The sequence below is a fragment of the Vibrio sp. FF266 genome (genome assembly GCF_041439695.1).
GTDB classification, from domain to species: Bacteria; Pseudomonadota; Gammaproteobacteria; order Enterobacterales; family Vibrionaceae; genus Vibrio; species Vibrio tasmaniensis_A.
This window is the reverse complement of the sequence record NZ_JBGOOO010000043.1, coordinates 13,106-36,812: the sequence shown is the minus strand read 5'-3', so window position 1 is coordinate 36,812 and position 23,707 is coordinate 13,106. Positions and strand designations below refer to the sequence as shown.

The window sequence follows — 23,707 nt, the reverse complement described above, 5'->3', positions numbered from 1 at the left end:
CATCAACGAGTGCCCACACAGATTGATAGGTTTAAATTGTTAAAGAGCTTCACTTCTTGAGTCTTCCTTTTAAGTAAGGAACCTCTCGAAGAGGACGGTCATTCTAGCGAATTAACATTCAGTGTCAAACACTTTTTGAAAATTAATTTTTGTCGCTTTCCGTCTGACTGATTCTTGCTGAAGCCTTGTGGCATCTGCCGTCTCAGTGGTGTCGCATTATAGGGAACCCTCTCAGCTTAGCAACTACTTTTTCATGAAAAATGAATAAATAGAGCTTAAGTGCCTAATAGTTCACCTAAACGGAAAAAAGAGAGCATTTCTGCTCTCTTTTTGCTCTAAATCTAAAAGAATTCTTAGATAAACGCGTAAGCATCTGCGTACATATGGTCACGCTTTGCTTCTTTATTCTGAGTAAACAAGTCTCTTGCAGCGCCTGCCATTTCGAAACGACCCGCAATGTAGATATCAAAATCAGCTAATGATTCGAAACTTTGCGTGATTGCTTCAAGTACATTACCCGTTTGACCGTGCCAAACTTCAGGTGCTTCTTCTACTACTGGTACAAAATGTACATTACTGTGTTTTGCTGCAATGTCGACAAGCTCTTCTTTCGCATACAGCTGGCACTCATCTTTTGCGCCCCAGTATAGATGAATCTCTTTTTTACTGTTCTGCGCGATGCAGTGATCGAGAATAGAGCGCACGTAGCTGAAGCCAGTACCACCAGCAATTAGTAACAGAGGACGATCGCTTTCTTCTTTAACCCACGCATCACCGTGCGGAGCATCAATAGCTATGTCGCCATCTTCAGCTTGCGCTTTCTTCATTGCCTCAACAACTTCTGAAGCGTAAGCATTGTGCTCAGCTGCACCAATGTGCAACTCAAGCTCACCTTCATGGCGACAAGGGCTGCTTGCAATCGAAAAGGGGCGCTTGTCTTTTTCACCCATTTCAACCATCAAGTATTGGCCCGCTTTAAAAGCGACCGGTGTTTCTGGGTGAAGTAGGATTTGGTAAGTGTTACAAGCTAAAGGCTCGATAGATTTCACTTTACATTTAATAGTCATGTTCTTCCTCTCACTAACCCTTAATCGGCAAAGGTTAGAACTAAATTACTTTCTGCAAATGCTTGGCAAGCAAAAATCCAACCTTGTAGCTGCTCTTTCTCTGTGAGCATGGGTTCAAGGTGGTAACTCACTTGGCCTTCTAATTTTTTGCACATGCACATAGCGCATGCACCAACTTGGCAACGGTTTGGAAAATTGATATTGCTGTTGAGCGCAGCATCCAAAACCGTTTGCCCTTTTTCTACGGTAAAACTGATATTTTCTGGGTATAAGGTTACTTGGAAGCTCATGAGATTCCTAGTTGTTCCCAAATGCTATCAATCTTTTTAACGACGTCTGGGTTCTTAGTGATTGGAACACCCCACTCACGCAGGCATTCACCTTCAAACTTGTTTGTCGCATCTAGACCCATTTTTGAGTGTCCAGTTTGGTTTTTCAGGAAGAACGTATCTCTTGCCGGATCCATTCTTGTAGTCACCGCCCAGATAATGTCATTCCAGTCACTGACGTTAACGTCACTATCACATACGATGACAAACTTGTTCTCATCGAACTGAGACCAAACCGCTTCAATGATTTTTTTACCGTTACCTGCAGCTTGCTTATCGATAGACACAACGACCATGCACGCATTGTCATTCTGTAAGTGAATATCAATAATTTCAGGGAAGGCTTCGGTTATCTCAGCTAGGCAACCTTCAATATGCTGACTACCTATAGGTAAAGATTTAGCATCAGGTGATAGTGCCAGCTCCGCATCCCACTTCTTAGTAATGTCTAAACCCATTTTTGAGCCTAAACCTACTACTGGCGATGCAAAGTCTAGTGAATCGATAGGTGTGTTCTCTATCATCAGGCTATCACGAGACGGATCCATATGTTCACACATAGCAGCAGTCACTTGAGACCAATCACGCGCGTTAACATCCTCATCGCATACCAAGACAAATTTTGTGTACATGAATTGGCGTAGGAAAGACCATACACCCATCATCACTCGCTTAGCGTGACCTGGGTATTGCTTCTTCATGGTCACGACCGCCATTCGGTACGAACAACCTTCAGGTGGCAAGTAGAAGTCTTCTATCTCTGGGAATTGCTTTTGAAGAATAGGAACAAACACTTCATTTAACGCAACACCTAATACCGCGGGCTCATCAGGTGGACGGCCAGTATAGGTACTGTGATAGATCGGATTCTCTCGCATGGTTACATGAGTAATAGTAAACACATGATGCTTTTCTTTCTCGTTGTAGTAACCAGTATGGTCTCCGTATGGCCCTTCGTCTGCGAACTCATTCGGGTCGATGTAACCTTCCATTACGATTTCAGCACTCGCTGGCACTTCTAAGTCGTTGCTGATTGATTTAACGACCTCAGTTTTGCTACCACGTAGTAAGCCAGCAAACGCGTATTCCGATAAGGTATCTGGAACGGGCGTAACGGCACCAAGAATGGTGGCAGGATCGGCACCAAACGCTACCGATACAGGGAATGGCTTGCCTGGGTTGGTTTCCATCCAATCACGTAGATCAAGCGCTCCACCGCGGTGGGCTAACCAACGCATGATAATTTTATTCTTACCGATCTTCTGTTGACGATAGATGCCTAAGTTTTGGCGTTTCTTGTTCGGACCACGAGTAACCGTTAAGCCCCATGTTAGCAATGGCGCAACATCGTCTGCCCAACAGCTCATCACGGGGATTTTATCTAGGTCGACGTCATCACCCTGCCATACGATTTGTTGACAGGCCGCCTTACGAAGACGCTTAGCTGGCATATTTAAGACCTGCTTAAACACAGGCAGCTTATCGATAGCGTCTTTAAAGCCTTTTGGTGGCTCAGGTTCTTTTAAGTAAGCAAGCAACTTACCTACTTCGCGTAACTCTTTGACCTCTTGACGCCCCATACCAATGGCTACCCGATCAGGTGTACCGAATAGATTGGTCAAAACAGGCATGTCATAGCCTACGGGATTTTCAAATAAAAGAGCCGGGCCACCAGCACGTAGAGTACGGTCGCTAATCTCGGTCATTTCATAGTCTGGGTCGACAGGGTGAGAAATGCGTTCCAACTGACCAATGCTTTCAAGATGGTCGACAAAATCACGTAAATCTTTAAAACTCATAGGGCTTCTACATGCTGATTATTCTGCGCTCAGTATATCAAAAAGGGTGACGCTGAGATCCACCTTTTTAGTGTGGTTATTGAGAGGAAAAATCCACTTTACGGTAATGCTTGCTCGATCAAAGAGCTCTTCACCTGAGGGTTATCATTCACAAGATCTTGCAACCAGCGCGTGTGACCTTGTTTGGCTAATTCACGGGCGACTAATGGCGCTTCATCGGCAATCGCCATCCTAGAGACAAGGAACTGCTTCACCTCTTCTGATAGCGGGTTCACCTTGGTAAGCAAAGTAATCGCTTCATCTTTCAAACGAGGATTCTTAGTCGCTGCCATTACCTGTTCCAACGCGAACGTTTGTTTAGTTTTAGCAAGTCGCTCTAACTCTGCTTGGCTATGATAATCGGCCTTCATTCGCCATAGAATCTTATAGACCTCAGGGTCTTCGCTCACTTGCGCTAATCGAACTACCACCTCGGTAGAAGGTAACCAGCTAACAATAGAAGATGCGGTGAGTTGCTTAGTCAGATAGTCAACCGCTTCAGGAGACAAACTGTCTAGCTCTCGAATTAATAGTGCTTCTCGCGTTTGAACTTGATGCTCAGGCCCTGACAACCACTCATTAAGGTTAAGTTCCCGCTTTTCTGCATCCAGTACAAACACCAGTGTCTTCTGGTCTTGGTGCCATTGCTTGATCAGTCGATTAGCAATCGAAGGGTAATTAAAAGCAGGTACCGTAAACTCGTAGCCATCCCCACGCTCTAATACTTGGTAGGTCGGCGTGATAGCGAGTTGCTGTTCTATGAAAATAGACATCTTAGGGGTGAGAACGATCTCTTGCTGTTCGATCTTCTTCAAGAGCCGGTAACGAGCCACCTCTTGCTGGGGAAATGTCAGACGCTCAAGCGAAAAGCGTAGCGAATTGACTTCGTCACGCACGACAAGCTCGAGTAATTCAGCAGTTTTCAGTTTTACTTGATCATTCTCAAGCCAAGACTCTACTGTAAGTGGAGACATCTCGGTGGCATAACTCATACCAACCGGTGAAAGTAACAGTGAAGTAGACAGGAGTAATGATGACAACAGTCCATGTTGCATTTTAACTTCCTCGTAACACTTTTGCCCATTCTGCAAGCTGTCGCTACAAAATGCAAATAAAAAGCGCCACCCGAAGGCAGCGCTTTTTAATAACTATAAGCTAATCAATACTACTGACGACGCATAGCGTCAAAGAACTCATCGTTCGTTTTAGTCATTGCTAGCTTGTCGATAAGGAATTCCATCGCATCGATTTCGCCCATTGGGTGAACAATCTTACGCAGAATCCACATCTTCTGTAGTTCATCGTTCTTGGTAAGAAGCTCTTCACGACGAGTACCAGATCGGTTGAAATCAATCGCTGGGAATACGCGTTTTTCAGCAATCTTACGGTTAAGGTGCAGTTCCATGTTACCTGTACCTTTGAATTCTTCGTAGATAACTTCATCCATCTTAGAACCAGTATCAACCAGTGCTGTTGCGATGATAGTTAAGCTACCGCCTTCTTCTACGTTACGTGCCGCACCGAAGAAACGCTTTGGACGATGTAGAGCATTCGCATCAACACCACCAGTAAGAACTTTACCTGATGAAGGAATCACAGTGTTGTAAGCACGAGCTAGACGAGTAATTGAATCCAGTAGGATAACCACGTCTTTCTTGTGTTCAACAAGACGCTTCGCCTTCTCGATTACCATTTCTGCTACTTGTACGTGGCGAGATGCTGGTTCATCAAACGTCGATGCGATTACTTCGCCTTTAACTAGGCGCTGCATTTCTGTTACTTCTTCTGGACGCTCATCGATAAGTAGAACCATTAGTTCACACTCAGGATGGTTACGGGCAATGCTTTGAGCAATATTTTGCAGAAGCATTGTCTTACCCGCTTTTGGCGGAGCAACAATCAGACCACGCTGACCTTTACCGATTGGAGAAGCAAGGTCAAGAATACGAGCTGTGATATCTTCAGTTGCACCATTACCCGCTTCCATCACCATACGTTCGTTGGCGTGAAGAGGAGTAAGGTTTTCGAAAAGAATCTTGTTACGAGCGTTATCTGGTTTATCGTAGTTAACCGTATTTACTTTAAGCAGAGCAAAGTAACGTTCGCCATCTTTAGGTGGACGGATTTTACCGCCAATAGAGTCACCTGTACGAAGGTTAAAACGACGAATCTGGCTCGGTGATACATAAATATCATCAGGACCAGCAAGGTATGAGCTGTCTGCGCTACGTAGGAAGCCAAAACCGTCTTGAAGAATTTCTAGAACACCATCACCAAAGATGTCCTCACCACTTTTTGCGTGTGCTTTAAGGATGGAGAAGATAATGTCTTGTTTTCTTAAGCGAGCTTGATTTTCAAGACCTAGGCTTTCGCTAAGTTTAACAAGTTCAGACACAGGTCTGTTCTTCAGTTCAGTAAGATTCATAGTGGTGGAAGTTTGTTTAGTCAAAATAGGGTCTGTTTTCTTAAGTTAAGAAGGATTTGGTCACAGGCTCGACCAAGAAGAGAATTTGTTCAATTAACGTGCGATAAATTAGCACTAAAACTAAGACTAGTCCATAGCTTAGAAAAAACAAAACCGCGCATTTGTTAACTGCGCGGTTTCTTTTCAAATACTCACCTGATTATAGGTTAGCGTCTAGGAACTCTTTAAGTTGAGTTTTAGACAATGCACCAACTTTAGTTGCTGCTACGCCACCGTCTTTGAAAAGAAGTAGCGTTGGAATACCGCGAATACCGAATTTTGGTGGAGTACCAGCATTTTGGTCGATATTTAATTTACCGATTGTGAGCTGACCTTCGTACTCGTTTGCGATTTCATCAAGAATCGGCGCAATCATTTTACATGGACCACACCATTCTGCCCAAAAATCAACAAGAACAGGGCCTGCAGCGTTGATTACATCGTTATCAAAACCGTCATCAGTTAGCTGCAAAATCTTATCACTCATCTTCCACTCCAATGTATTTTTTAGAACTGGTTGGATGATAACCAGTAAATAGATGCCCTATTGGAATGTATTTACTTTCGTATTGCAAGCTTAAGCTGATATTCTATAGCAATGAAAAAGACGCATATCACAGAGCAAAAGTTCGCCGACTTGGATTTACTTCCGCAAGTCATTGAAGGATTGGAGAAAAAAGGGTTCGACTATTGTACCCCTATCCAAGCCTTGGCGCTCCCGGTACTGCTCACCGGCCAAGACATTGCAGGCCAGGCCCAAACGGGTACTGGTAAAACGCTTGCGTTTCTTACTGCTACTTTTAATCACCTGCTAAAAACACCTGAGCATGAAGGCCGTAAGCCTAACCAGCCACGTGCGATTATTATGGCACCAACGCGTGAACTCGCGATTCAGATCTACAACGATGCTGACTCTCTGGTTGCAAGCACAGGTATCAAGGCAGCATTAGCTTACGGTGGCGAGAGCTACGACAAGCAGCTAGGTAAGATCGAAGAAGGCGCAGATATCTTAATTGGTACGACTGGTCGCATCATCGATTTCTACAAGCAAAAGGTATTTAACCTTAACCACATTCAAGCAGTTGTTCTTGACGAAGCTGATCGCATGTTCGATCTTGGTTTCATCAAAGACATCCGCTTCTTGTTCCGTCGTATGCCTGAGCCAAAAGATCGTCTGAACATGCTGTTCTCTGCGACACTGTCTTACCGCGTACAAGAACTTGCATTCGAACACATGCACAACCCAGAGCATGTCGTTGTTGAACCTGAGCGTAAGACTGGTCACCGTATTCAAGAAGAGCTGTTCTACCCTTCTAACGAACATAAGATGGCTCTTCTACAAACATTAATCGAAGAAGAGTGGCCAGATCGCGCAATCATCTTCGCTAACACTAAGCACAAGTGTGAATCAGTTTGGGGCCACTTGGCTGCCGATGGTCACCGTGTTGGCCTACTAACCGGCGATGTTCCTCAGAAGAAACGTGAAAAGATTCTTGAGCAATTCACTAAAGGTGATGTTGACCTGCTTGTCGCAACGGATGTTGCAGCACGTGGCCTACACATCCCTCAAGTAACACACGTATTCAACTTTGACCTACCTGACGATTGTGAAGATTACGTTCACCGTATCGGCCGTACAGGTCGTGCTGGTGAAAGCGGTCACTCGATCAGCTTTGCTTGTGAAGATTACGCAATCAACTTGCCACCAATCGAAGAATACATTGAGCACGCTATCCCAATGTCTGACTACGATGCTTCTGCACTACTGGAAGATCTGCCAGCACCGATGCGCTTACGTACACGTAACCCGCAACAACGTCGCTCAAACAACAATGGCCCACGCAACGGTAACCGTAAACCAAACCAGAACCGTCGCCCACGCCAACCGCGCCATAACAAGGAAGCTTAGTCGCTTATGAGCCAAACAGTGTCACCACCGCTTTATGCTGCAATCGATCTCGGGTCGAACAGTTTTCATATGCTCGTTGTGCGTCATATCGATGGCAGCGTACAAACCATGGCTAAAATTAAGCGCAAAGTTCGTTTAGCTGCAGGCTTAGATGAAAATAATGCGCTTAGTACTGAAGCCATGCAGCGCGGTTGGGACTGTTTGAGTCTCTTTGCAGAGCGACTGCAAGATATTCCGAAAGAAAATATCCGCATTGTTGGTACAGCGACCCTACGTACCGCTATCAATGTGGATATATTTCTCGAGAAAGCGAACCAGATCCTTGGTTACGACATCAATGTTATCTCTGGTGAAGAAGAAGCTGCGACTATCTATAAAGGCGTAGCACACACTTCTGGTGGCAGCGGCCGCCGACTAGTGGTTGATATTGGTGGTGCAAGTACCGAGATGATCATCGGTGAAGGTTTCTCAGCCAAAGCCTTAACCAGCCTGAAGATGGGTTGTGTTACTTGGCTTGAACGCCACTTTAAAGATCGCCAATTAACCGCAACCAACTTCAACAATGCCATTGAAGCGGCTAAGTCTACGTTGGCTCCTATCCTAGATAGCTACACTGATATCGGATGGGATGTGTGTGTTGGTGCCAGTGGTACCGTTCAAGCACTGCAAGAAATCATGTTGGCGCAAGGCATGGATGAAGTCATTACTCATGCCAAACTCAAGCGTCTACAGAAACAAGCGATGATTACAGAGCGCTTAGAAGAGCTTGAGATTGAAGGCTTAACCCTTGAGCGCGCACTAGTGTTCCCAAGTGGTCTTTCTATTCTTATCGCGATTTTTGAGCTGCTTGAAATTGATTCAATGACACTCGCTGGCGGCGCACTCCGTGAAGGTCTCGCCTACGAGATGGTTGATGAGTTTCGCCAAGAAGATATTCGCGCTCGTACCATTAAGAGCGTGCAATCACGCTACCAAATGGACGTAAGCTACAGTGAACAAGTTGCTGTAGTCGCACAGACTCTATTAGAGCAAGCGGGCGCCGAAACGTGGGTTTCTGAACCTCAAGCAGGTGTGCTATTACAAACAGCGGCGAAGCTTCATGAGATTGGTTTAACAATCGATTTCAAAAAAGGCGGCGAGCACAGTGCTTACCTACTGCAGAACTTAGACCTACCAGGCTTTACTCGAGCGCAAAAGCACTGCTTGGGTGAGTTAACACGTCGCTACCGCGAACAGTTAACTTCATTGCCAGAGCAACATGCAATCTCAGGTACCAGCAGCAAGCGTATTTTACGAATTCTGCGTTTAGCTATTTTGTTGACTCACCGTCGTAATCCAGCGCTTGAGCCTGAGTTCAAGCTGACGACGGATGACAACAATCTGACCTTGACGCTTTCTAAGCAATGGCTAGCAGACAACCCGCTGACCGCAGCTGAGCTAGAGATCGAGTCAAATAGACAAACCGATATTGGCTGGCCATTGAATATTGAATGCCTCTGATATTAGTATCTGACGCTAGAAATTAAAAAAGCCCAAGTTAGTCTACTAACTTGGGCTTTTTCTTATCGCTGCATTAATGCTTTGCGTTACAAATCTAAACTTAAGCGTTAACACCTGTCGCTTTAAAGTCAGGGTTCACAGCGGTTAGCTTCTTAACTACGTAATTTAGAAGCACACCGTACATTGGAACAAACAGACCTAAGCTGATGATAAGCTTGAATCCGTAGTCGACCAACGCAATTTCAGTCCAGTGCTCAGCCATGAATGGATCTGGGCTTTGGTAGAAAGCAATCGCAAAGAACGCGATGGTATCAATGGCATTACCGAATAACGTTGAACACGTTGGCGCAACCCACCATTGCTTCATTTGGCGTAAGCGGTTGAACACATGCACATCCAAGATTTGACCGAGCAGATAAGCCATGAAGCTTGCCGCTGCGATGCGTGCAACAAACAAGTTGAACTCGCCTAGTTGGCTAAATCCTTGGAATGAACCTTCAAAGAACACCACCGACAATAAATAAGAAACGGCCAGCGCTGGTAACATCACTAAGAAAATGATTTTACGAGCAAGCTGCGCGCCAAAAATACGTACGGTCAGGTCGGTCGCTAGAAAGATAAACGGGAAAGTGAAAGCACCCCAAGTGGTGTGCATACCGAAGACGGTAAAAGGTAGCTGAACCAAATAGTTGCTTGATGCAATAATGATCAAATGGAACAAAACTAATAGTGCTAGGGCTTTGCGCTGTTGCGCAGGGGTAAAGTTACTCATGCTGTACCTTTTTAGTTTGGTTTGGGGGTGAGGGAACCCAAATCGAGTCATTTCTTCGAATAATCCAAGAAAGCTCTTACCAATAATGTGAATTAAAAATGTTTCTATAATTTGCTCTATTGAGCGGCGGGCGATTATACATTAATCAATATTGGCTGCAATGGTGAGAACAAACGCAAACGTTTATCCTCACTTTTATTGATGAATGGCGTTAGAAGCCAAGTTTTAAAAGCCAGGTTTAGAAGCTACGTTTCAGAAGCCATGCAAAAAGTTAGAAACCGCGCTTGAAAAGCGTCGCGAGATAATCGAACTCTTCTCGGCTTTCTTCAGCGTTTAACGACTCAAACCAGATTGATTCACTGTAATGTTCAGACTTTAAAAACATCCGACAATCTTCAAAATCAATCAACCAAGAGTGCATATCGGCGTCCCATTGCTTTTCAACAACAGACGCTGACAGCAATGCCACCAGCTTTTCACCTAGCACTTCATAAGAATCAAAATCAAAACTTGGAGACGTAATCAATAAACGCCCTTCCTCAGCCAAATACTCTCTTAAGCCAAATTCTGTTGGTGTTGTCATGTCCCTATCAACCTTATTCTTTTTCTATAAGCTAATGGTTTTTATAAGCTAAACACTTCTGAAAACTAGCAATTAGCCGTGTGTAGTGATGTGTTCTTGAATCAAATCCAAGAATGGATCAGCGTACTTATCGAGTTTGCGTTGACCGACACCATTCACTGCCAGCATCTCACCATAAGATGTGGGTAGGATTTCAGCCATATCAATCAGCGTCGCATCACTGAATACCACATAAGGTGGTAAGCCATCTTCATCAGCAATCGACTTACGCAGCTTACGCAGTTTCGCAAACAGCTTCTTATCGTAGTTCTTACTGCTCAGCTTGTCGGACTTCGCATTGCGCACCGCGGTATCTAAACGAGGAACAGCCAACTCCAAAGACATCTCACCACGCAGTAACGGGCGGGCTTCTTCTGTTAACTGTAATGTCGAGTTACGAGTAATGTTCTGGAACAGCAAGCCTTTGTGAATCAACTGACGGAAGATACTGATCCAGTAATCATGACTATGGTCGCGGCCAATACCGTAAGTAGACAATTTATCGTGGCCATTATCACGGACACGGATGTTCTGCATGCCACGCATAACTTCGACCACGTAGCCCATACCAAACGACTGATTGACACGGTACACACAAGACAATGCCTTCTGCGCTTCTTTAGTCGCATCAAAATGCTTAGGTGGATCGAGGCAGATATCGCAGTTACCACATTGCTTCTCGCGATATTCGCCAAAGTAGTTCAACAGAACCTGGCGACGACAGGTTTGCGCTTCGGCAAAAGCACTCATCGCGTTCAGCTTGTGCATCTCAACTTGTTTTTGCGGGCCTTCTTCTTTTTCATCCAGCATACGACGCAGCCAACCCATATCAGCAGGGTCAAACAACATCATCGCTTCAGCAGGCAAGCCATCACGACCAGCACGGCCAGTTTCTTGATAGTAAGATTCGATGTTGCGTGGAATATCAAAGTGCACCACAAAACGAACATTGGGTTTGTTGATACCCATACCAAACGCCACGGTTGCAACAACGATCTGGATATCATCACGTTGGAAGGCCTCTTGAACGTAAGCACGCTCATCGGTGTCCATGCCTGCATGATAACCCGCAGCACGAATACCGTTATTGCACAGCTTCTCGGTCACCATTTCCACTTTCTTACGACTACCACAATAGATGATGCCGCAATTGCCTTTCTGTGTTTCTAGGTAGCGGACCACCTGAGACACGGGCTTGTGCTTCTCAACCAGGTTGTAGCGAATATTAGGGCGATCGAAGCTGCCTAAGTAAGTGTGCGGCTCCACCAGCTGCAAACGCGAGATTATATCTTTGCGCGTCGCATCGTCAGCGGTTGCCGTCAGCGCCATATAAGGCACATGCGGGAAATACTGTTTAAGCTGACCTAGCAAAGCATATTCAGGACGGAAATCGTGTCCCCACTGAGAGATACAGTGCGCCTCATCGACCGCAATCATCGAAAGCGGCAAGTCTTGTAAGCGCTCGATGAAGTCACGCATCAACACACGCTCTGGCGAAGCATAAACCATCTTCAATTGGCCTGAGTTCATGCGGTTGAACACGCTCAACAGTTGATCGCGTGGCATCGATGAGTTTATGCACTCAGCCGCCACACCATTAGCTTTCAACTGGTCAACTTGGTCTTTCATCAATGAAATGAGCGGTGAGATAACCAAAGTCAGCCCATCACGCACTAAAGCCGGGATCTGGTAACACAGAGACTTACCACCACCGGTTGGCATAATCACCAAGCTGTCTTTGCCTTCAACGGCTAGGTCTATGACCTCTTGCTGACCATCACGAAAGCTCTGATAACCAAAGACATCTTGTAAGATATCTTGCGCATCATTCGCGGGAGTTGGTGTTTGCTCAGCAATCAGAGTGGCGGTCATTGTGGTTCCTAATCAAGGTATAAAGTCAGCGTGCAGCATTGGCAAGCAAGGCGCACATTGTAGAGGGGAACGCTAGCGAATTAAACCGCAAATTGTTAGGTGAAAAGGGTTAACGCTCCTATACTGACCAACTCTCTTTATAAATCTTATTAATAAGCACTCAGTGCTAGAGAAAGTTACATGACACAAGAAGACCAACAACGTACGCGACAGGGAATTTTGCTTGCCGTTGCCGCTTACACCATGTGGGGAATCGCTCCCATATATTTCAAATCTTTAAGTGAAGTATCCCCATTTGAGATTCTTAGCCACCGTGTAGTATGGTCTTTTTTCCTACTCGCTTTTCTACTGCACATGAGTCGTGGCTGGCGTAAGGTTCGAGACACCCTCACCTCCAAACCCAAAATGCTCTATTTAGTCGCCACTTCGATTTTAGTGGGCGCCAACTGGCTTATTTTTATTTGGGCGGTGAATTCCAATCACATGCTCGATGCCAGCTTAGGCTATTACATCAATCCGCTGATTAACGTGTTGCTCGGGATGTTCTTCCTTGGCGAACGCTTACGTAAACTTCAATGGTTTGCGGTTGCTCTGGCTGCGATTGGCGTGATAATTCAATTGATCGCGTTTGGCTCTGTGCCGATCGTTGCCATTGCCCTAGCCTTCAGCTTTGGTTTCTATGGCCTGTTACGTAAAAAGGTTAGCTTGGAAGCTCAAACTGGCTTATTCATTGAGACGCTGGTGATGCTGCCTATCGCCGCAACGTACCTATTGTTTATCGCAGACAGTGCAACGTCAGATTTATCGATGAACCCAATGCAACTCAATCTATTATTGGTTGCAGCAGGTGTGATCACCACGGTTCCACTGCTTTGTTTTACTGGCGCTGCAACCCGCTTGAAGCTATCGACACTCGGTTTCTTCCAGTACATCGGCCCAAGCTTAATGTTCTTGCTCGCGGTTCTGATTTACGGTGAAGCCTTTACTTCAGATAAAGCGATTACCTTCGCCTTTATTTGGGGCGCTCTGGTGATTTTCAGCTTTGATGGCCTACGTAACAACAAGAAGAACAAACGCGCTAAGCAATAACACTGATCGTTTTTTACAAGACAATCCCTTAATACGAAGATAAGCTTGGTTGAATTGATGACTATTTGACCAAGCTTTTTTGTACCATGGATAAAGTCCACTACTACTCTACCCCAACAGAAGATATCAGCCTGATCCAAGCTCAGTACCAAGAGTTTGCCTTTCAGCGCCACTATCATTTGGACTTTCACATTGGCTTAATTACCCAAGGACAGCAGAAATTCGTCTATAAAGGGACGAGCCATAATGTTGGTGCTGGCCAAGTTGTTATCATGCCACCCGATGAACTGCATGATGGACACTCCAAGCTCGATTCGGGTTATCAAGTCAGTGTGTTTGCCGTGTCTCCCCAATGGTTTCAAGATCTTGCCGATCCCAAGCAAAATGGTCACACATTAGGCTTTTCTGAGTTGATCCTCTCCGATCAAGCTGCATTTTCACAATTGCGCAACTTACACGGCCTATTAATCCATCAAAACATCAGCCAGCTCGCTCAAGATTGCTTACCTTTCGAAGGGTTCTCGACGATTGTCGATCGTTATGCGAAATTTGGATCGAAGAGTGACATCAAACTGGGTAATCAATCGATTGATACGCTAAAAGACTACTTGATGGCGAACTTGGATCAACCAGTGCGATTAGAACAATTGTCTGAGTTGTGTGGTTTAACCACGACTCAATTCCAACGCCATTTTAAAAACAGAATGGGCATTACGCCTTATGCATGGCTGAGCCGTTTACGTATGGAACAGAGCATGCGTCTGATTAAGTCTGGGATATGTGGTACCAAGGTCGCGCACCAAGTAGGCTTCTATGATCAAGCACACTTCTCTAAGGCTTTCAAAACCACGTTCGGCGTACCACCCTCACAAATCAACTAAGTGTTGATAATTTACAATTGCTCGATTTCAAATCACGGTAAGCTACGCTCAATACGATTACTTATTTAAAAATAGCGGCAACGTTATTGAGAACTGACGATGAACGAAGTCACCATACTGATCACCCTAGCCTCTATCCACTTTATCGCTTTGATGAGCCCCGGCCCTGATTTTGCGTTAGTCGTGCAAAATGCGACGCGTCACGGACGCCAGACAGGCTTGTACATTGCGCTTGGCTTATCTTGCGGGATCTTGCTGCATTCGTTGCTGAGCCTGACGGGAATCAGTTACCTAGTCCACCAGCAACCAACCCTATTTGCCATTATCCAATTGGCCGGCGGTAGCTACTTACTGTACTTAGGCTACGGGGCACTTAAAGCAACCTGGCAAATAATTCAGAACCACGACGATGACGCCGATACCGTCAATTCTAAAGATCTGATTCTGACCAACAAGCGAGATGCATTTTCTAAAGGGTTTATGACCAACATTCTCAACCCAAAGGCTTTGGTATTCTTTATTAGTTTAATGTCGAGCTTAGTCCCTGCGGATATGTCGCTGTCAGGCAAAGGCTTTGCTCTGATCATCCTATTTGGCCTCTCACTGTTTTGGTTCTCACTGCTGGCGTGGATGCTTTCAACCAAAACACTGCAGAAGAAACTCAGCGAAGCGACCGTTTACATCGATGGCTTGTGTGGCGTGTTATTCAGCCTTATTGGCGCGAGTATTCTTTGGCAGTCACTGTCCGGTTTAATCGCTTAAATTCGAATCAAGATTACAATTCGTTAACAACACTCTGGCTATCTCATCTTTCCACTGCCAATCTAGCTCTGCATATTAAAAGGAGAAGATCATGCAGTGGAAAACAAAACTAACAACCCTCGCCACTTCTACCCTACTTTTTGCCTCTCACGTCAGTTGGGCAAATCAAGCTGCCGATTCCGTCGCACCCGAACAAAGTAGTGGTTTAGAAACCAAACAACTCGTCAAGGCCAATGACTGGATGGTCACTGCGGCCAACCCATTAGCAACACAGGCTGGAGCTGATGTGCTTGCTCGTGGTGGTAATGCCATTGATGCCATGGTTGCCGTGCAGCTGATGCTTGGCTTGGTCGAGCCTCAATCGTCAGGTATTGGCGGTGGAGCATTCCTTGTTTATTTTGATGGCAAGGACAAGCAACTCAAAACCTACGATGGTCGTGAAACTGCACCACTTGATGCCACACCACGTTTGTTCCAAGACGAAAACGGACAACCGCTTAAGTTTTACGATGCAGTGGTTGGTGGTCGCTCAGTGGCGACACCGGGCACAGTCCAACTGCTGTGGGACACTCACCAAAAATACGGCAAGTTAGAATGGGCATCACTGATTAAGCCCATCGCTCAACTGGCTGAAAAAGGCTTTACCATCAGCCCACGTTTAGCCACCTTGATTGAAAATGACCAAGAGCGACTAAGTCGCTTTGCCACTACCAAAGCCTACTTCTTCAATGCCGATGGCAGCCCGAAAACAGCTGGCACGCAACTTAAGAACCCAGAGTACGCGGCAACGTTAAACGCTATCTCAAAGGATGGTGCTAAGGCCTTCTATCAGGGTGAGATCTCTGCCGACATCATTAATACTGTGCAAACTGCCAAAGGTAACCCTGGCGTATTGGCGCAGAAAGATTTTGACGCTTACTCGATCAAGCAACGTGAACCCGTTTGTTCCGCTTATGAGAGCTACCAAGTATGCGGAATGGGTCCACCAAGTTCAGGTGCATTAACGGTTGGGCAGATCTTAGCGATGACCGAGCAGTTTGATCTTAAATCATGGGGACCAAACGACGCTAAATCTTGGCAAGTGTTAGCAGACGCTTCTCGCCTAGCCTTTGCTGACCGTGGTATGTACATGGCAGACCAAGATTACGTACCGATGCCAACCCAAGGGCTAGTGAATACTGACTATTTGCAGGAACGTGCTCAGTTAATTACCGCAGGTAAGGCACTATCAAGCGCACCTTCAGGCACGCCACCGTGGGATCACGCCATGCTGCGAAGCCAAGATGTTTCTATTGAATTGCCGTCCACCAGCCACTTCAATATCGTCGATAGCGATGGCAATGTCGTTTCGATGACCACCACCATTGAGAATGCCTTTGGCTCACGTTTGATGGTGAGAGGCTTCCTACTCAATAACGAACTGACCGACTTCTCATTCAAGACCCACAACGATGGTAAGCCTATCGCTAACCGACTTGAGCCGGGTAAGCGTCCACGTTCTTCAATGGCACCCACTATCATCATGCAAGACGATAAACCTTACATGGCGATTGGCTCTCCCGGTGGCAGCCGTATCATAGGTTATGTAGCACAAGCGATCATTGCGCATACCCAATGGGACATGGATATTCAGCAAGCGATCAACCAACCACACTTCCTAAACCGTTTCGGTACCTTAGATTTGGAAAAAAGAACATCAGCGGAAAACTTCAAACCTGAGCTAGAAAAGATGGGATTTGAAGTCAACGTTCGCGATCTTAACTCTGGTTTACACGCGATTCGCATCACAAAAGATGGTTTAGAAGGCGCTGCAGACCCTCGTCGTGAAGGTGCAGCCATTGGTCAGTAGGGAATAATTCTCCCTTTTTACTCGCTGCCTTGTGCGAGATCTCTCACAAGGCAGTGAGTAAATATCGATATTTGATGACGAAATTAGTCACCTCGATATCGCAACCAATTGAAATTAAAAGATACGTACATTTATCATTCAAATAATTATATAGAAATTCGCTTATGCACCATTGCTGATAAATAAGGAATCGGTAATATGAATGGTGTCGGAAGGATGCTGACACGGAACAGGAAACGCCAAGGATTTGGTTATCTTCAGGATGAAGATTCGATTACTCAGGATGAATAATCGGCATGGATAGCGAAATGGACATTGAATGGACGCAATAGTAACTAGGATGGTTGCTACTAAGGAAAGACAATGGACACCTCTGGACGAGGAAAGGACTGAACATCAGGATGATGTAAAGGACACCGCTCAAGGAACAAGTGACGCGCGCTAACGAGGATTGTTGGCAGATCAGGATAAGATCAAGGACACCGCTAGGAAGGCGACGAAAGGAATACGCTGAAGGATAACAGCACACTATCATGGATTTGATGCATGGAGCACACTTAGTAGCCGGATTGCTGCGAGTAAGACTATAGACCCCGATGAGCGCAAGCTCTCGGGGTTTTTCTTTATCTGTCGTTTTATTTATTCCTCTCTCAAACAAATAAATCAAAGACCTTTAATTACAATTCTGACATTTAAAGCATTCACTTCTTAACCACTTCCGAGTAACGTAAGTCTTACTAGGCTCAACTAGTTTCATAACCATAATTAAACTAAGGACAAATTCATGTCACACGTTACCTTCAAAGGCGCTGCTGTACCACTAACAGGCACATTCCCACAAACTGGCGAACAAGCACCAAGCTTTGCACTGACTGCAGGCGACCTTTCTGAACTGACTCTTGCTTCTCTTGAAGGCAAGAAAGTGGTTCTAAACATCTTCCCAAGCATCGACACAGCAACTTGTGCAACGAGCGTACGTACGTTCAACACAAAAGCGGCAGAGCTTGCGAACACGGTTGTTGTTTGTATTTCTGCTGACCTACCGTTTGCTGCGGGTCGCTTCTGCGAACTAGAAGGCATTGAAGGCGTTCAACACGCCTCAACTTTCCGTTCTCCTGCATTCGCATCAGACTACGGCGTAGCGATTGCTGAGGGCCCACTATCAGGCCTAACAACACGCGCAGTTGTCGTTGTTGATGAAAAAGGTGTGGTAACACACAGCGAGTTGGTTGCAGAGATCACTGAAGAACCAAACTACGAAGCGGCACTTGCAGCACTGTAAGTCTCACTTTGAGGCAACAATGTCTTCGCTCGTATTAACCTAATTTAGGTCGGTATCGAGCAATAAAAAAAGAGCAGCCATTGGCTGCTCTTTCTGTTTTTTAGACGGATTACTTTTCAATGCTGAATAGTTTCAGATATCGAACTGTTTTCTACATGCTGAAGTAGCAGATTACAACTGTTCTAAACGAGCATAAGCCGTTACTAACCACTTGATGCCCTCACCGTTAAACGCGACTTGAACTCGACTCTGCGGGCCACTTCCCTCGAAGTTGATGATAGTGCCTTCACCAAACTTAGGGTGCTTAACGCGAGAACCCAAACTAAAACCTGTTTCGTTAAAGTTCTCTTTCACGGCGGTTTGGCTAAAGCGGCCACTGCTTGCAGGACGGCTCACTTGCGCTTTCATACGAACCTCATCCAGACAGGTCTCTGGTAGTTCACGAATAAAGCGTGACGGTTTGTGGTACTTGTCCTGACCGTACAAACGACGCATCTCTGCGTAAGTGATGTAAAGCTTCTCCATCGCACGCGTCATGCCTACGTAACACAGGCGACGCTCTTCTTCTAAGCGCCCTGCTTCTTCTGCTGACATCTGGCTTGGGAACATACCTTCTTCCACACCCACCATGAATACCATTGGGAACTCTAGGCCTTTGGCACTGTGCAGGGTCATGAGCTGAACCGCATCATCAAACTCATCAGCTTGGCCTTCACCCGCTTCCAAAGCCGCATGAGTTAAGAATGCGGTTAGCATGCTCATTTCATCCGCTTCTTCTGGTTTTTCAAACTGACGCGTTGCCGTTACTAATTCTTCCAAGTTCTCAATGCGTGCCTTCGACTTCTCGCCTTTCTCTTGCTCGTACATCGCAAACAAGCCCGACGATTTGATCACGTGGTCGGTTTGCTCATGAAGCCTCAGTTCTATGGTGTCATCTTCAAGCGCATTGATAAGCTCGATAAAGCGGCTCAATGCACCCGCAGCACGGCCTGGAAGCACTTGCTCTTCTATCAGAGCAATACTGGCTTGCCACATGGTTGCACCACGGTCACGCGCCGCAAGACGAATCGTTTCTAACGTTTTATCACCCAAGCCACGCGTTGGCGTATTGACGACACGTTCGAATGCCGCATCATTGCTGCGGTTACTCATTAAGCGCAGGTAGCTCAAGGCATCTCTGATTTCTTGACGCTCGAAGAATCGCATGCCGCCGTAGATTCGGTAAGGTAGACCACCTTGAATCAAAGCTTCTTCAAGCACACGCGATTGGGCGTTGTTACGATATAGCATTGCGGTATCTTCTAACGCACCACCTTTCTCTTGCCACTCTTTGATTTTGCTAACTGTGAAACGCGCTTCATCTAACTCGTTATAAGCTGAGTACACAGAGATTGGCTCGCCATCGTTGCCATCGGTCCACAGCTCTTTACCCATACGCTCAGTATTGTTCGAGATAAGCTCATTCGACGCCTGAAGAATGGTTTTGGTTGAACGATAGTTTTGTTCGAGTCGAACCGTTGAAGCGCCTGGGAATTCATCCAAGAACTTCTGAATATTTTCAATTTTAGCGCCACGCCAGCCATAGATAGATTGGTCATCATCACCCACGATCATCACGCGACAATCCGGGCCTGCCATCATGCGAAGCCAAGCGTATTGGATGTTGTTGGTATCTTGGAATTCGTCGACAAGAATGTGCTTAAAGCGAGCTTGGTAGTGCTCGCGGATGTGTTTCTTATCGCGCAATAGTTCATGCGATCGCAACAAGATTTCAGCAAAGTCGACCAAGCCAGCACGATCACATGCCTCTTGGTAAGCAGAGTAAATCTTTAACCACGTTTGAGTTATTGGATCATGGTAGGCGTCAATGTGACTTGGGCGTAACCCTTCGTCTTTCTTGCCATTGATCCACCAAGAAGCTTGCTTGGCTGGCCACTGCTTTTCATCAAGGTTTTGCGCCTTAATTAAGCGACGTAGTAAGCGAATCTGATCATCTGAATCAATGATCTGGAAGTCTTCTGGCAGTTTTGCATCTAGGTAGTGAGCACGAAGGATGCGGTGACAGATACCGTGGAAGGTGCCGTTCCACATGCCTGACGAGCTGCCCATCATCAACTCTTCAATACGACCACGCATCTCTGCTGCCGCTTTGTTGGTGAAGGTAACCGACATGATAGAGAACGGTGATGCTTGCTCTACGCTTTGTAACCAAGCGATACGATGCACCAACACTCGCGTTTTACCACTGCCAGCACCTGCCAGAATAAGTAGGTTTTCTAAAGGTGCTGCGACCGCCTCACGTTGTTTGTCGTTTAGGCCATCGAGTAAAAGCGAAGGATCTATCATTGGATATGCTCACTACTGGGTATTTATACATAAAAGTCGATTATAACCTAAACACTAGGCTGCGTTTAGGATAATAAGAAGAAAAAATAATCAAAAATTAACATCATAAAATCAGTTACTTAAAAGATAATTCATCATTAATATTGATATTTCTTATAATGCCGTGAAATTATTTCCTGGTTCTTCCTATCCTTTTTAGTAAGCAAGTTAACAATTCATTAACCTGCGATATAAAAATACTATTAAGTCCTAGAGGGAATGACTATGAAAAATTCTAATCTTGCTGTTACAGCTGCAATCACAAGTGTACTAGCGTTCGGCGGTGCAGTTCTTACATCAGCACCTGCGGAAGCAGCAGCAAAAGAAAAATGCTACGGTGTGGCAAAAGCTGGCCAAAATGATTGTGCAACCAAAACAAGTTCATGTGCGGGTACAGCAAAAGAAGACAACCAATCCGATGCATTCGTAGTCGTACCTAAAGGGCTGTGTGGCAAATTATCAGGTGGTAACACTCAATCATCATAATTGAGCTGCTTAGTATGGTGAGCTGGCATTCAGCTCACCTCCACTTCTTGTTAGGAGAATCGTTGTGACTCAAACTCTTCACCCCAACGCAGGGGTTGGCCTTAGAACACCGCACTTGGACTTCTTTAGCCAAAATCCAGCCTTAGTAAGTTGGTTAGAAGTTCACAGCGAGAACTACTTCTTAGCTCAATCACCGCAACGCCAACAACTCAGAGAAATTCGTCACGCACACAACATCAGTTGTCACGGTGTTGGGTTGTCGCTAGGTTCTGTTGAGCGCATCAACCAACATCATCTTGTGCAATTAAAAGAGCTCATTGATGATATCGAACCCTTCTTAGTTTCTGATCATCTCAGTTGGAGTCAGGCAAGTGGTCATTACTTCAATGACTTGTTACCGCTGCCTTATACCGAAGAGGCGCTAGAGGTCTTTTGTCGCAATGTCATCGAGGTACAAGACAGCTTGCAACGCCCTATGCTGATTGAGAACCCATCGAGCTACCTTGCCTTCAAGCATTCAACCATCCCAGAGTGGGAGTTTTTAGCCGAGGTACAGAGGCGCACCGAGTGTCGTCTACTGCTCGATTTCAATAATATTTTTGTCTCATCTTTTAATCATGGCTTCAGCTGTGAAGAGTATCTAAGTGGAATACCGGCAGACAAAGTGGAAGAGATTCACTTGGCAGGTTTCACTAAGAAGAAACTCGAGCAAGGTGAGATCTGGATAGACACCCACAGTAAACCTGTCTGTGATGAAGTGTGGCAACTTTATACTCAGTGGATAGCAAAGCACAGCTCTCGCCATACCTTGATTGAGTGGGATCTAGATATCCCAGAGCCACAAGTCTTATTGGCTGAAGCAACCAAAGCCAGTGACATCTTGTATCAACACGACAAGTTCAATCAAAGGAGTCGCGCATCATGAGCTACTCCCTATCTGATGTTCAATCAGAGTTTGCTAACGCCCTACGCTACCAAAACAGTGGTGAGCATTGCGATATAGTGAGCGACCACTTTACTGATGAACAGCGCATCCAGATTTATCGCAATAACTTTGTGATTAGCTTGAGTGAGGTACTCGCTGCAACCTACCCACTTACCGAGATGTTAGTCGGCGAAGAGTGCTTCCAACAGATGGCTCGTCAACATGTCTTAAGTTATCCATTAACCTCTGGTGATGTCAGTGGTTACGGTGAACACTTTGAACAAACCATCCAAGCCTTTCCTGCGGTTATTGAGGCTGCACCTTACCTTTGCGAAGTGGCTATTTATGAATGGAACAAAGACAGCTTGATGAGAAGCGTTTCAGAATCAAAAGCCGACCAACGTCCTCTTGCTGGTTTAGCTGATGTGCCACCAGAGCAACAAGGCGCTTTAGTCTTTCATCTCAAAGATTCAATAACGCTCATTAATTCTAACTATACGATTATCGCGCTTGAACGCGCTATCTATCAGCAACAACTCGATGGGTTAGACATCAACCAACCTGAGTTTGGGGTGTTAATACGAGCCGATAATTCTCAGATTGATAGTCATCACTTGAGTGAAGAATGCCATCAGCTACTTCGCGAATTTCAATCAGGCCAAATGCTCGTAGCGATAGACCCTTCATTACTACAACATCTGAATACTGTCATGGCGCTTAACGTCATCTCAGGCTTTTCAATCAATGCCGAATTGGAGACATAATATGGATAACAACACAGTCACAAACATGATGGCTCAATACGACAGTTTGATTGAGAAATCACAAGCACTCTTTGTTCCGGTGCTACTGCTATTTTGTCGCCTATGGGTAGCGTGGGTATTCTTTAATTCTGGCCTAACCAAGATAGCGACTTGGGATAGCACCCTTTACTTGTTTGAGTTGGAATACCAAGTGCCACTGTTACCTTGGGAGTTAGCCGCCTACATGGGCACCGCAGCTGAATTGATTCTGCCGGTATTCTTAGCGCTTGGTCTATTAACACGACCTATGGCAGCGGTGCTGTTCGTTTTCAATATCATTGCGGTTGTGTCTTACCCAGTGTTATGGGCGCAAGGCTTCTATGATCATCAGTTGTGGGGATTAATGATTCTTATCGTTGTCGTATGGGGCGCTGGGCCATTCTCACTTGATAGAATTTTGAAAGCGCAGTTTAGAGGTTAGAACGAACTTTCATTCGCACTAAATTGATATACCCCAAAATGCAAAAAACCACTCAATTGAGTGGTTTCTTTTTAACTGGGATAAACTACTTATTCAGAAAAGCTTGTAGCTCTTCAGCAGAGATACCTTGCTCGGCTAGCTCTTTTGCTAGTAGCTGAACCTGCTCACCCTTACGAGACTCTACCACACGCTGAAATTGGTAAATGATGTCTCGCAAAGTATCGATTGGAACTTGTTTTGCCGCACTGCGAATACGCTCTTCACTTTGGTTGCCTAGCTCTTTAAGCAATTTACCAAACATGACCTTTTCAGGTGCATCTTCCATTTGCTCTAAGACGCGCGCCATTTCGTAGGTTGTTAATGACATTACAGTATTTTCCGTTGGGGACTAACGTTTCAATGAGTGACAAATATACCATGTTTTAACGTTTCGCAAACCGCCATTTGTATA

At 45.5% G+C, this 23,707-nt stretch carries 22 protein-coding genes; 11 read left to right on the top strand and 11 right to left on the bottom strand.

The features are described 5' to 3' along the window. Positions 1–353: 353 nt before the first annotated feature. The 6 genes from fre to trxA all read right to left on the bottom strand — a co-directional run bounded on the left by fre (position 354) and on the right by trxA (position 6,185). A complete protein-coding gene (fre, locus tag ACED59_RS21220) occupies positions 354–1,067 on the bottom strand; it encodes an NAD(P)H-flavin reductase (protein ID WP_009848201.1) in 714 nt (237 codons plus the stop codon). 20 nt (positions 1,068–1,087) lie between these two features. Further along, entirely contained in the window at positions 1,088–1,357 is a 270-nt protein-coding gene (locus ACED59_RS21215; protein ID WP_029222977.1) for a 2Fe-2S iron-sulfur cluster-binding protein, read from the bottom strand. Further along, entirely contained in the window at positions 1,354–3,195 is a 1,842-nt protein-coding gene (ubiD, locus tag ACED59_RS21210) for a 4-hydroxy-3-polyprenylbenzoate decarboxylase (protein ID WP_017098555.1), read from the bottom strand. Before ubiD ends, ACED59_RS21215 begins: the two co-directional genes overlap by 4 nt. 98 nt (positions 3,196–3,293) lie before the next feature. Then, a complete protein-coding gene (locus ACED59_RS21205; RefSeq protein ID WP_029224013.1) occupies positions 3,294–4,289 on the bottom strand; it encodes a hypothetical protein in 996 nt (331 codons plus the stop codon). A 110-nt stretch (positions 4,290–4,399) separates the two neighbouring features. Next, entirely contained in the window at positions 4,400–5,659 is a 1,260-nt protein-coding gene (gene rho / locus ACED59_RS21200) for a transcription termination factor Rho (protein ID WP_009848197.1), read from the bottom strand. Positions 5,660–5,858: 199 nt separating this feature from the next. Continuing rightward, entirely contained in the window at positions 5,859–6,185 is a 327-nt protein-coding gene (gene trxA, locus ACED59_RS21195) for a thioredoxin TrxA (protein WP_009848196.1), read from the bottom strand. A 111-nt stretch (positions 6,186–6,296) separates the two neighbouring features. Here trxA and rhlB point away from each other — a divergent pair, with 111 nt between their 5' ends. Together rhlB and gppA are read left to right on the top strand one after the other, a co-directional pair. After that, the gene (gene rhlB, locus ACED59_RS21190; protein ID WP_009848195.1) at positions 6,297–7,607 is read left to right on the top strand and encodes an ATP-dependent RNA helicase RhlB; all 1,311 of its coding nucleotides are present in this window, start codon (positions 6,297–6,299) and stop codon (positions 7,605–7,607) included. 6 nt (positions 7,608–7,613) lie between these two features. After that, complete coding sequence (gppA, locus tag ACED59_RS21185) at positions 7,614–9,107, top strand: guanosine-5'-triphosphate,3'-diphosphate diphosphatase (protein WP_017098557.1); 1,494 nt, start codon at positions 7,614–7,616, stop codon at positions 9,105–9,107. 100 nt (positions 9,108–9,207) lie between these two features. On the opposite strand, the gene ACED59_RS21180 is transcribed toward gppA, so the two are convergent. The 3 genes from ACED59_RS21180 to recQ all read right to left on the bottom strand — a co-directional run bounded on the left by ACED59_RS21180 (position 9,208) and on the right by recQ (position 12,373). After that, a complete protein-coding gene (locus ACED59_RS21180; protein ID WP_009848193.1) occupies positions 9,208–9,879 on the bottom strand; it encodes a 7-cyano-7-deazaguanine/7-aminomethyl-7-deazaguanine transporter in 672 nt (223 codons plus the stop codon). Between the two features lie 271 nt (positions 9,880–10,150). Next, complete coding sequence (locus tag ACED59_RS21175) at positions 10,151–10,462, bottom strand: DUF3630 family protein (protein WP_009848192.1); 312 nt, start codon at positions 10,460–10,462, stop codon at positions 10,151–10,153. Positions 10,463–10,534: 72 nt separating this feature from the next. After that, a complete protein-coding gene (gene recQ / locus ACED59_RS21170; protein ID WP_017098558.1) occupies positions 10,535–12,373 on the bottom strand; it encodes an ATP-dependent DNA helicase RecQ in 1,839 nt (612 codons plus the stop codon). Positions 12,374–12,553: 180 nt separating this feature from the next. Between recQ and rarD the strand changes: the two genes are divergently transcribed. The 5 genes from rarD to tpx all read left to right on the top strand — a co-directional run bounded on the left by rarD (position 12,554) and on the right by tpx (position 18,236). Further along, positions 12,554–13,462, top strand: a complete 909-nt coding sequence (gene rarD / locus ACED59_RS21165) for an EamA family transporter RarD (RefSeq protein ID WP_017098559.1) — start codon at positions 12,554–12,556, stop codon at positions 13,460–13,462. Between the two features lie 86 nt (positions 13,463–13,548). Further along, complete coding sequence (locus ACED59_RS21160) at positions 13,549–14,343, top strand: AraC family transcriptional regulator (protein WP_017081539.1); 795 nt, start codon at positions 13,549–13,551, stop codon at positions 14,341–14,343. A 99-nt stretch (positions 14,344–14,442) separates the two neighbouring features. Further along, the gene (locus tag ACED59_RS21155; protein WP_012605065.1) at positions 14,443–15,105 is read left to right on the top strand and encodes a LysE family translocator; all 663 of its coding nucleotides are present in this window, start codon (positions 14,443–14,445) and stop codon (positions 15,103–15,105) included. Between the two features lie 91 nt (positions 15,106–15,196). Further along, positions 15,197–16,954 (top strand): gamma-glutamyltransferase, encoded by a 1,758-nt coding sequence (ggt, locus tag ACED59_RS21150; protein WP_017098560.1) that lies wholly within the window; start codon positions 15,197–15,199, stop codon positions 16,952–16,954. A gap of 784 nt (positions 16,955–17,738) precedes the next feature. Continuing rightward, a complete protein-coding gene (gene tpx / locus ACED59_RS21145; protein ID WP_017098562.1) occupies positions 17,739–18,236 on the top strand; it encodes a thiol peroxidase in 498 nt (165 codons plus the stop codon). A gap of 171 nt (positions 18,237–18,407) precedes the next feature. Here the strand turns inward: tpx and uvrD are convergent, their stop codons facing one another. Continuing rightward, entirely contained in the window at positions 18,408–20,582 is a 2,175-nt protein-coding gene (gene uvrD, locus ACED59_RS21140; protein WP_004736649.1) for a DNA helicase II, read from the bottom strand. A 264-nt stretch (positions 20,583–20,846) separates the two neighbouring features. On the opposite strand from uvrD, the gene ACED59_RS21135 reads away from it, so the two are divergent. The 4 genes from ACED59_RS21135 to ACED59_RS21120 all read left to right on the top strand — a co-directional run bounded on the left by ACED59_RS21135 (position 20,847) and on the right by ACED59_RS21120 (position 23,256). After that, on the top strand, positions 20,847–21,107 hold the full coding sequence (locus ACED59_RS21135; protein WP_004736650.1) for a DUF2282 domain-containing protein: 261 nt from the start codon (positions 20,847–20,849) through the stop codon (positions 21,105–21,107). Positions 21,108–21,171: 64 nt separating this feature from the next. Beyond that, the gene (locus tag ACED59_RS21130) at positions 21,172–22,032 is read left to right on the top strand and encodes a DUF692 domain-containing protein (protein WP_009848184.1); all 861 of its coding nucleotides are present in this window, start codon (positions 21,172–21,174) and stop codon (positions 22,030–22,032) included. Then, on the top strand, positions 22,029–22,796 hold the full coding sequence (locus ACED59_RS21125; RefSeq protein WP_017098563.1) for a DNA-binding domain-containing protein: 768 nt from the start codon (positions 22,029–22,031) through the stop codon (positions 22,794–22,796). The genes ACED59_RS21130 and ACED59_RS21125 overlap by 4 nt, the downstream gene beginning before the upstream one ends. A gap of 1 nt (position 22,797) precedes the next feature. Beyond that, entirely contained in the window at positions 22,798–23,256 is a 459-nt protein-coding gene (locus ACED59_RS21120) for a DoxX family protein (RefSeq protein WP_009848182.1), read from the top strand. Positions 23,257–23,341: 85 nt separating this feature from the next. Here the strand turns inward: ACED59_RS21120 and ACED59_RS21115 are convergent, their stop codons facing one another. Then, positions 23,342–23,623 (bottom strand): hypothetical protein, encoded by a 282-nt coding sequence (locus ACED59_RS21115; protein WP_009848181.1) that lies wholly within the window; start codon positions 23,621–23,623, stop codon positions 23,342–23,344. Between the last annotated feature and the right edge of the window lie 84 nt (positions 23,624–23,707).

Coding starts and splice junctions, on each gene's coding strand:
- fre (WP_009848201.1), bottom strand. CDS start 1,067: ATGACTATTAAATGTAAAGTGAAATCTATCGAGCCTTTAGCTTGTAAC.
- ACED59_RS21215 (WP_029222977.1), bottom strand. CDS start 1,357: ATGAGCTTCCAAGTAACCTTATACCCAGAAAATATCAGTTTTACCGTA.
- ubiD (WP_017098555.1), bottom strand. CDS start 3,195: ATGAGTTTTAAAGATTTACGTGATTTTGTCGACCATCTTGAAAGCATT.
- ACED59_RS21205 (WP_029224013.1), bottom strand. CDS start 4,289: ATGCAACATGGACTGTTGTCATCATTACTCCTGTCTACTTCACTGTTA.
- rho (WP_009848197.1), bottom strand. CDS start 5,659: ATGAATCTTACTGAACTGAAGAACAGACCTGTGTCTGAACTTGTTAAA.
- trxA (WP_009848196.1), bottom strand. CDS start 6,185: ATGAGTGATAAGATTTTGCAGCTAACTGATGACGGTTTTGATAACGAT.
- rhlB (WP_009848195.1), top strand. CDS start 6,297: ATGAAAAAGACGCATATCACAGAGCAAAAGTTCGCCGACTTGGATTTA.
- gppA (WP_017098557.1), top strand. CDS start 7,614: ATGAGCCAAACAGTGTCACCACCGCTTTATGCTGCAATCGATCTCGGG.
- ACED59_RS21180 (WP_009848193.1), bottom strand. CDS start 9,879: ATGAGTAACTTTACCCCTGCGCAACAGCGCAAAGCCCTAGCACTATTA.
- ACED59_RS21175 (WP_009848192.1), bottom strand. CDS start 10,462: ATGACAACACCAACAGAATTTGGCTTAAGAGAGTATTTGGCTGAGGAA.
- recQ (WP_017098558.1), bottom strand. CDS start 12,373: ATGACCGCCACTCTGATTGCTGAGCAAACACCAACTCCCGCGAATGAT.
- rarD (WP_017098559.1), top strand. CDS start 12,554: ATGACACAAGAAGACCAACAACGTACGCGACAGGGAATTTTGCTTGCC.
- ACED59_RS21160 (WP_017081539.1), top strand. CDS start 13,549: ATGGATAAAGTCCACTACTACTCTACCCCAACAGAAGATATCAGCCTG.
- ACED59_RS21155 (WP_012605065.1), top strand. CDS start 14,443: ATGAACGAAGTCACCATACTGATCACCCTAGCCTCTATCCACTTTATC.
- ggt (WP_017098560.1), top strand. CDS start 15,197: ATGCAGTGGAAAACAAAACTAACAACCCTCGCCACTTCTACCCTACTT.
- tpx (WP_017098562.1), top strand. CDS start 17,739: ATGTCACACGTTACCTTCAAAGGCGCTGCTGTACCACTAACAGGCACA.
- uvrD (WP_004736649.1), bottom strand. CDS start 20,582: ATGATAGATCCTTCGCTTTTACTCGATGGCCTAAACGACAAACAACGT.
- ACED59_RS21135 (WP_004736650.1), top strand. CDS start 20,847: ATGAAAAATTCTAATCTTGCTGTTACAGCTGCAATCACAAGTGTACTA.
- ACED59_RS21125 (WP_017098563.1), top strand. CDS start 22,029: ATGAGCTACTCCCTATCTGATGTTCAATCAGAGTTTGCTAACGCCCTA.
- ACED59_RS21120 (WP_009848182.1), top strand. CDS start 22,798: ATGGATAACAACACAGTCACAAACATGATGGCTCAATACGACAGTTTG.
- ACED59_RS21115 (WP_009848181.1), bottom strand. CDS start 23,623: ATGTCATTAACAACCTACGAAATGGCGCGCGTCTTAGAGCAAATGGAA.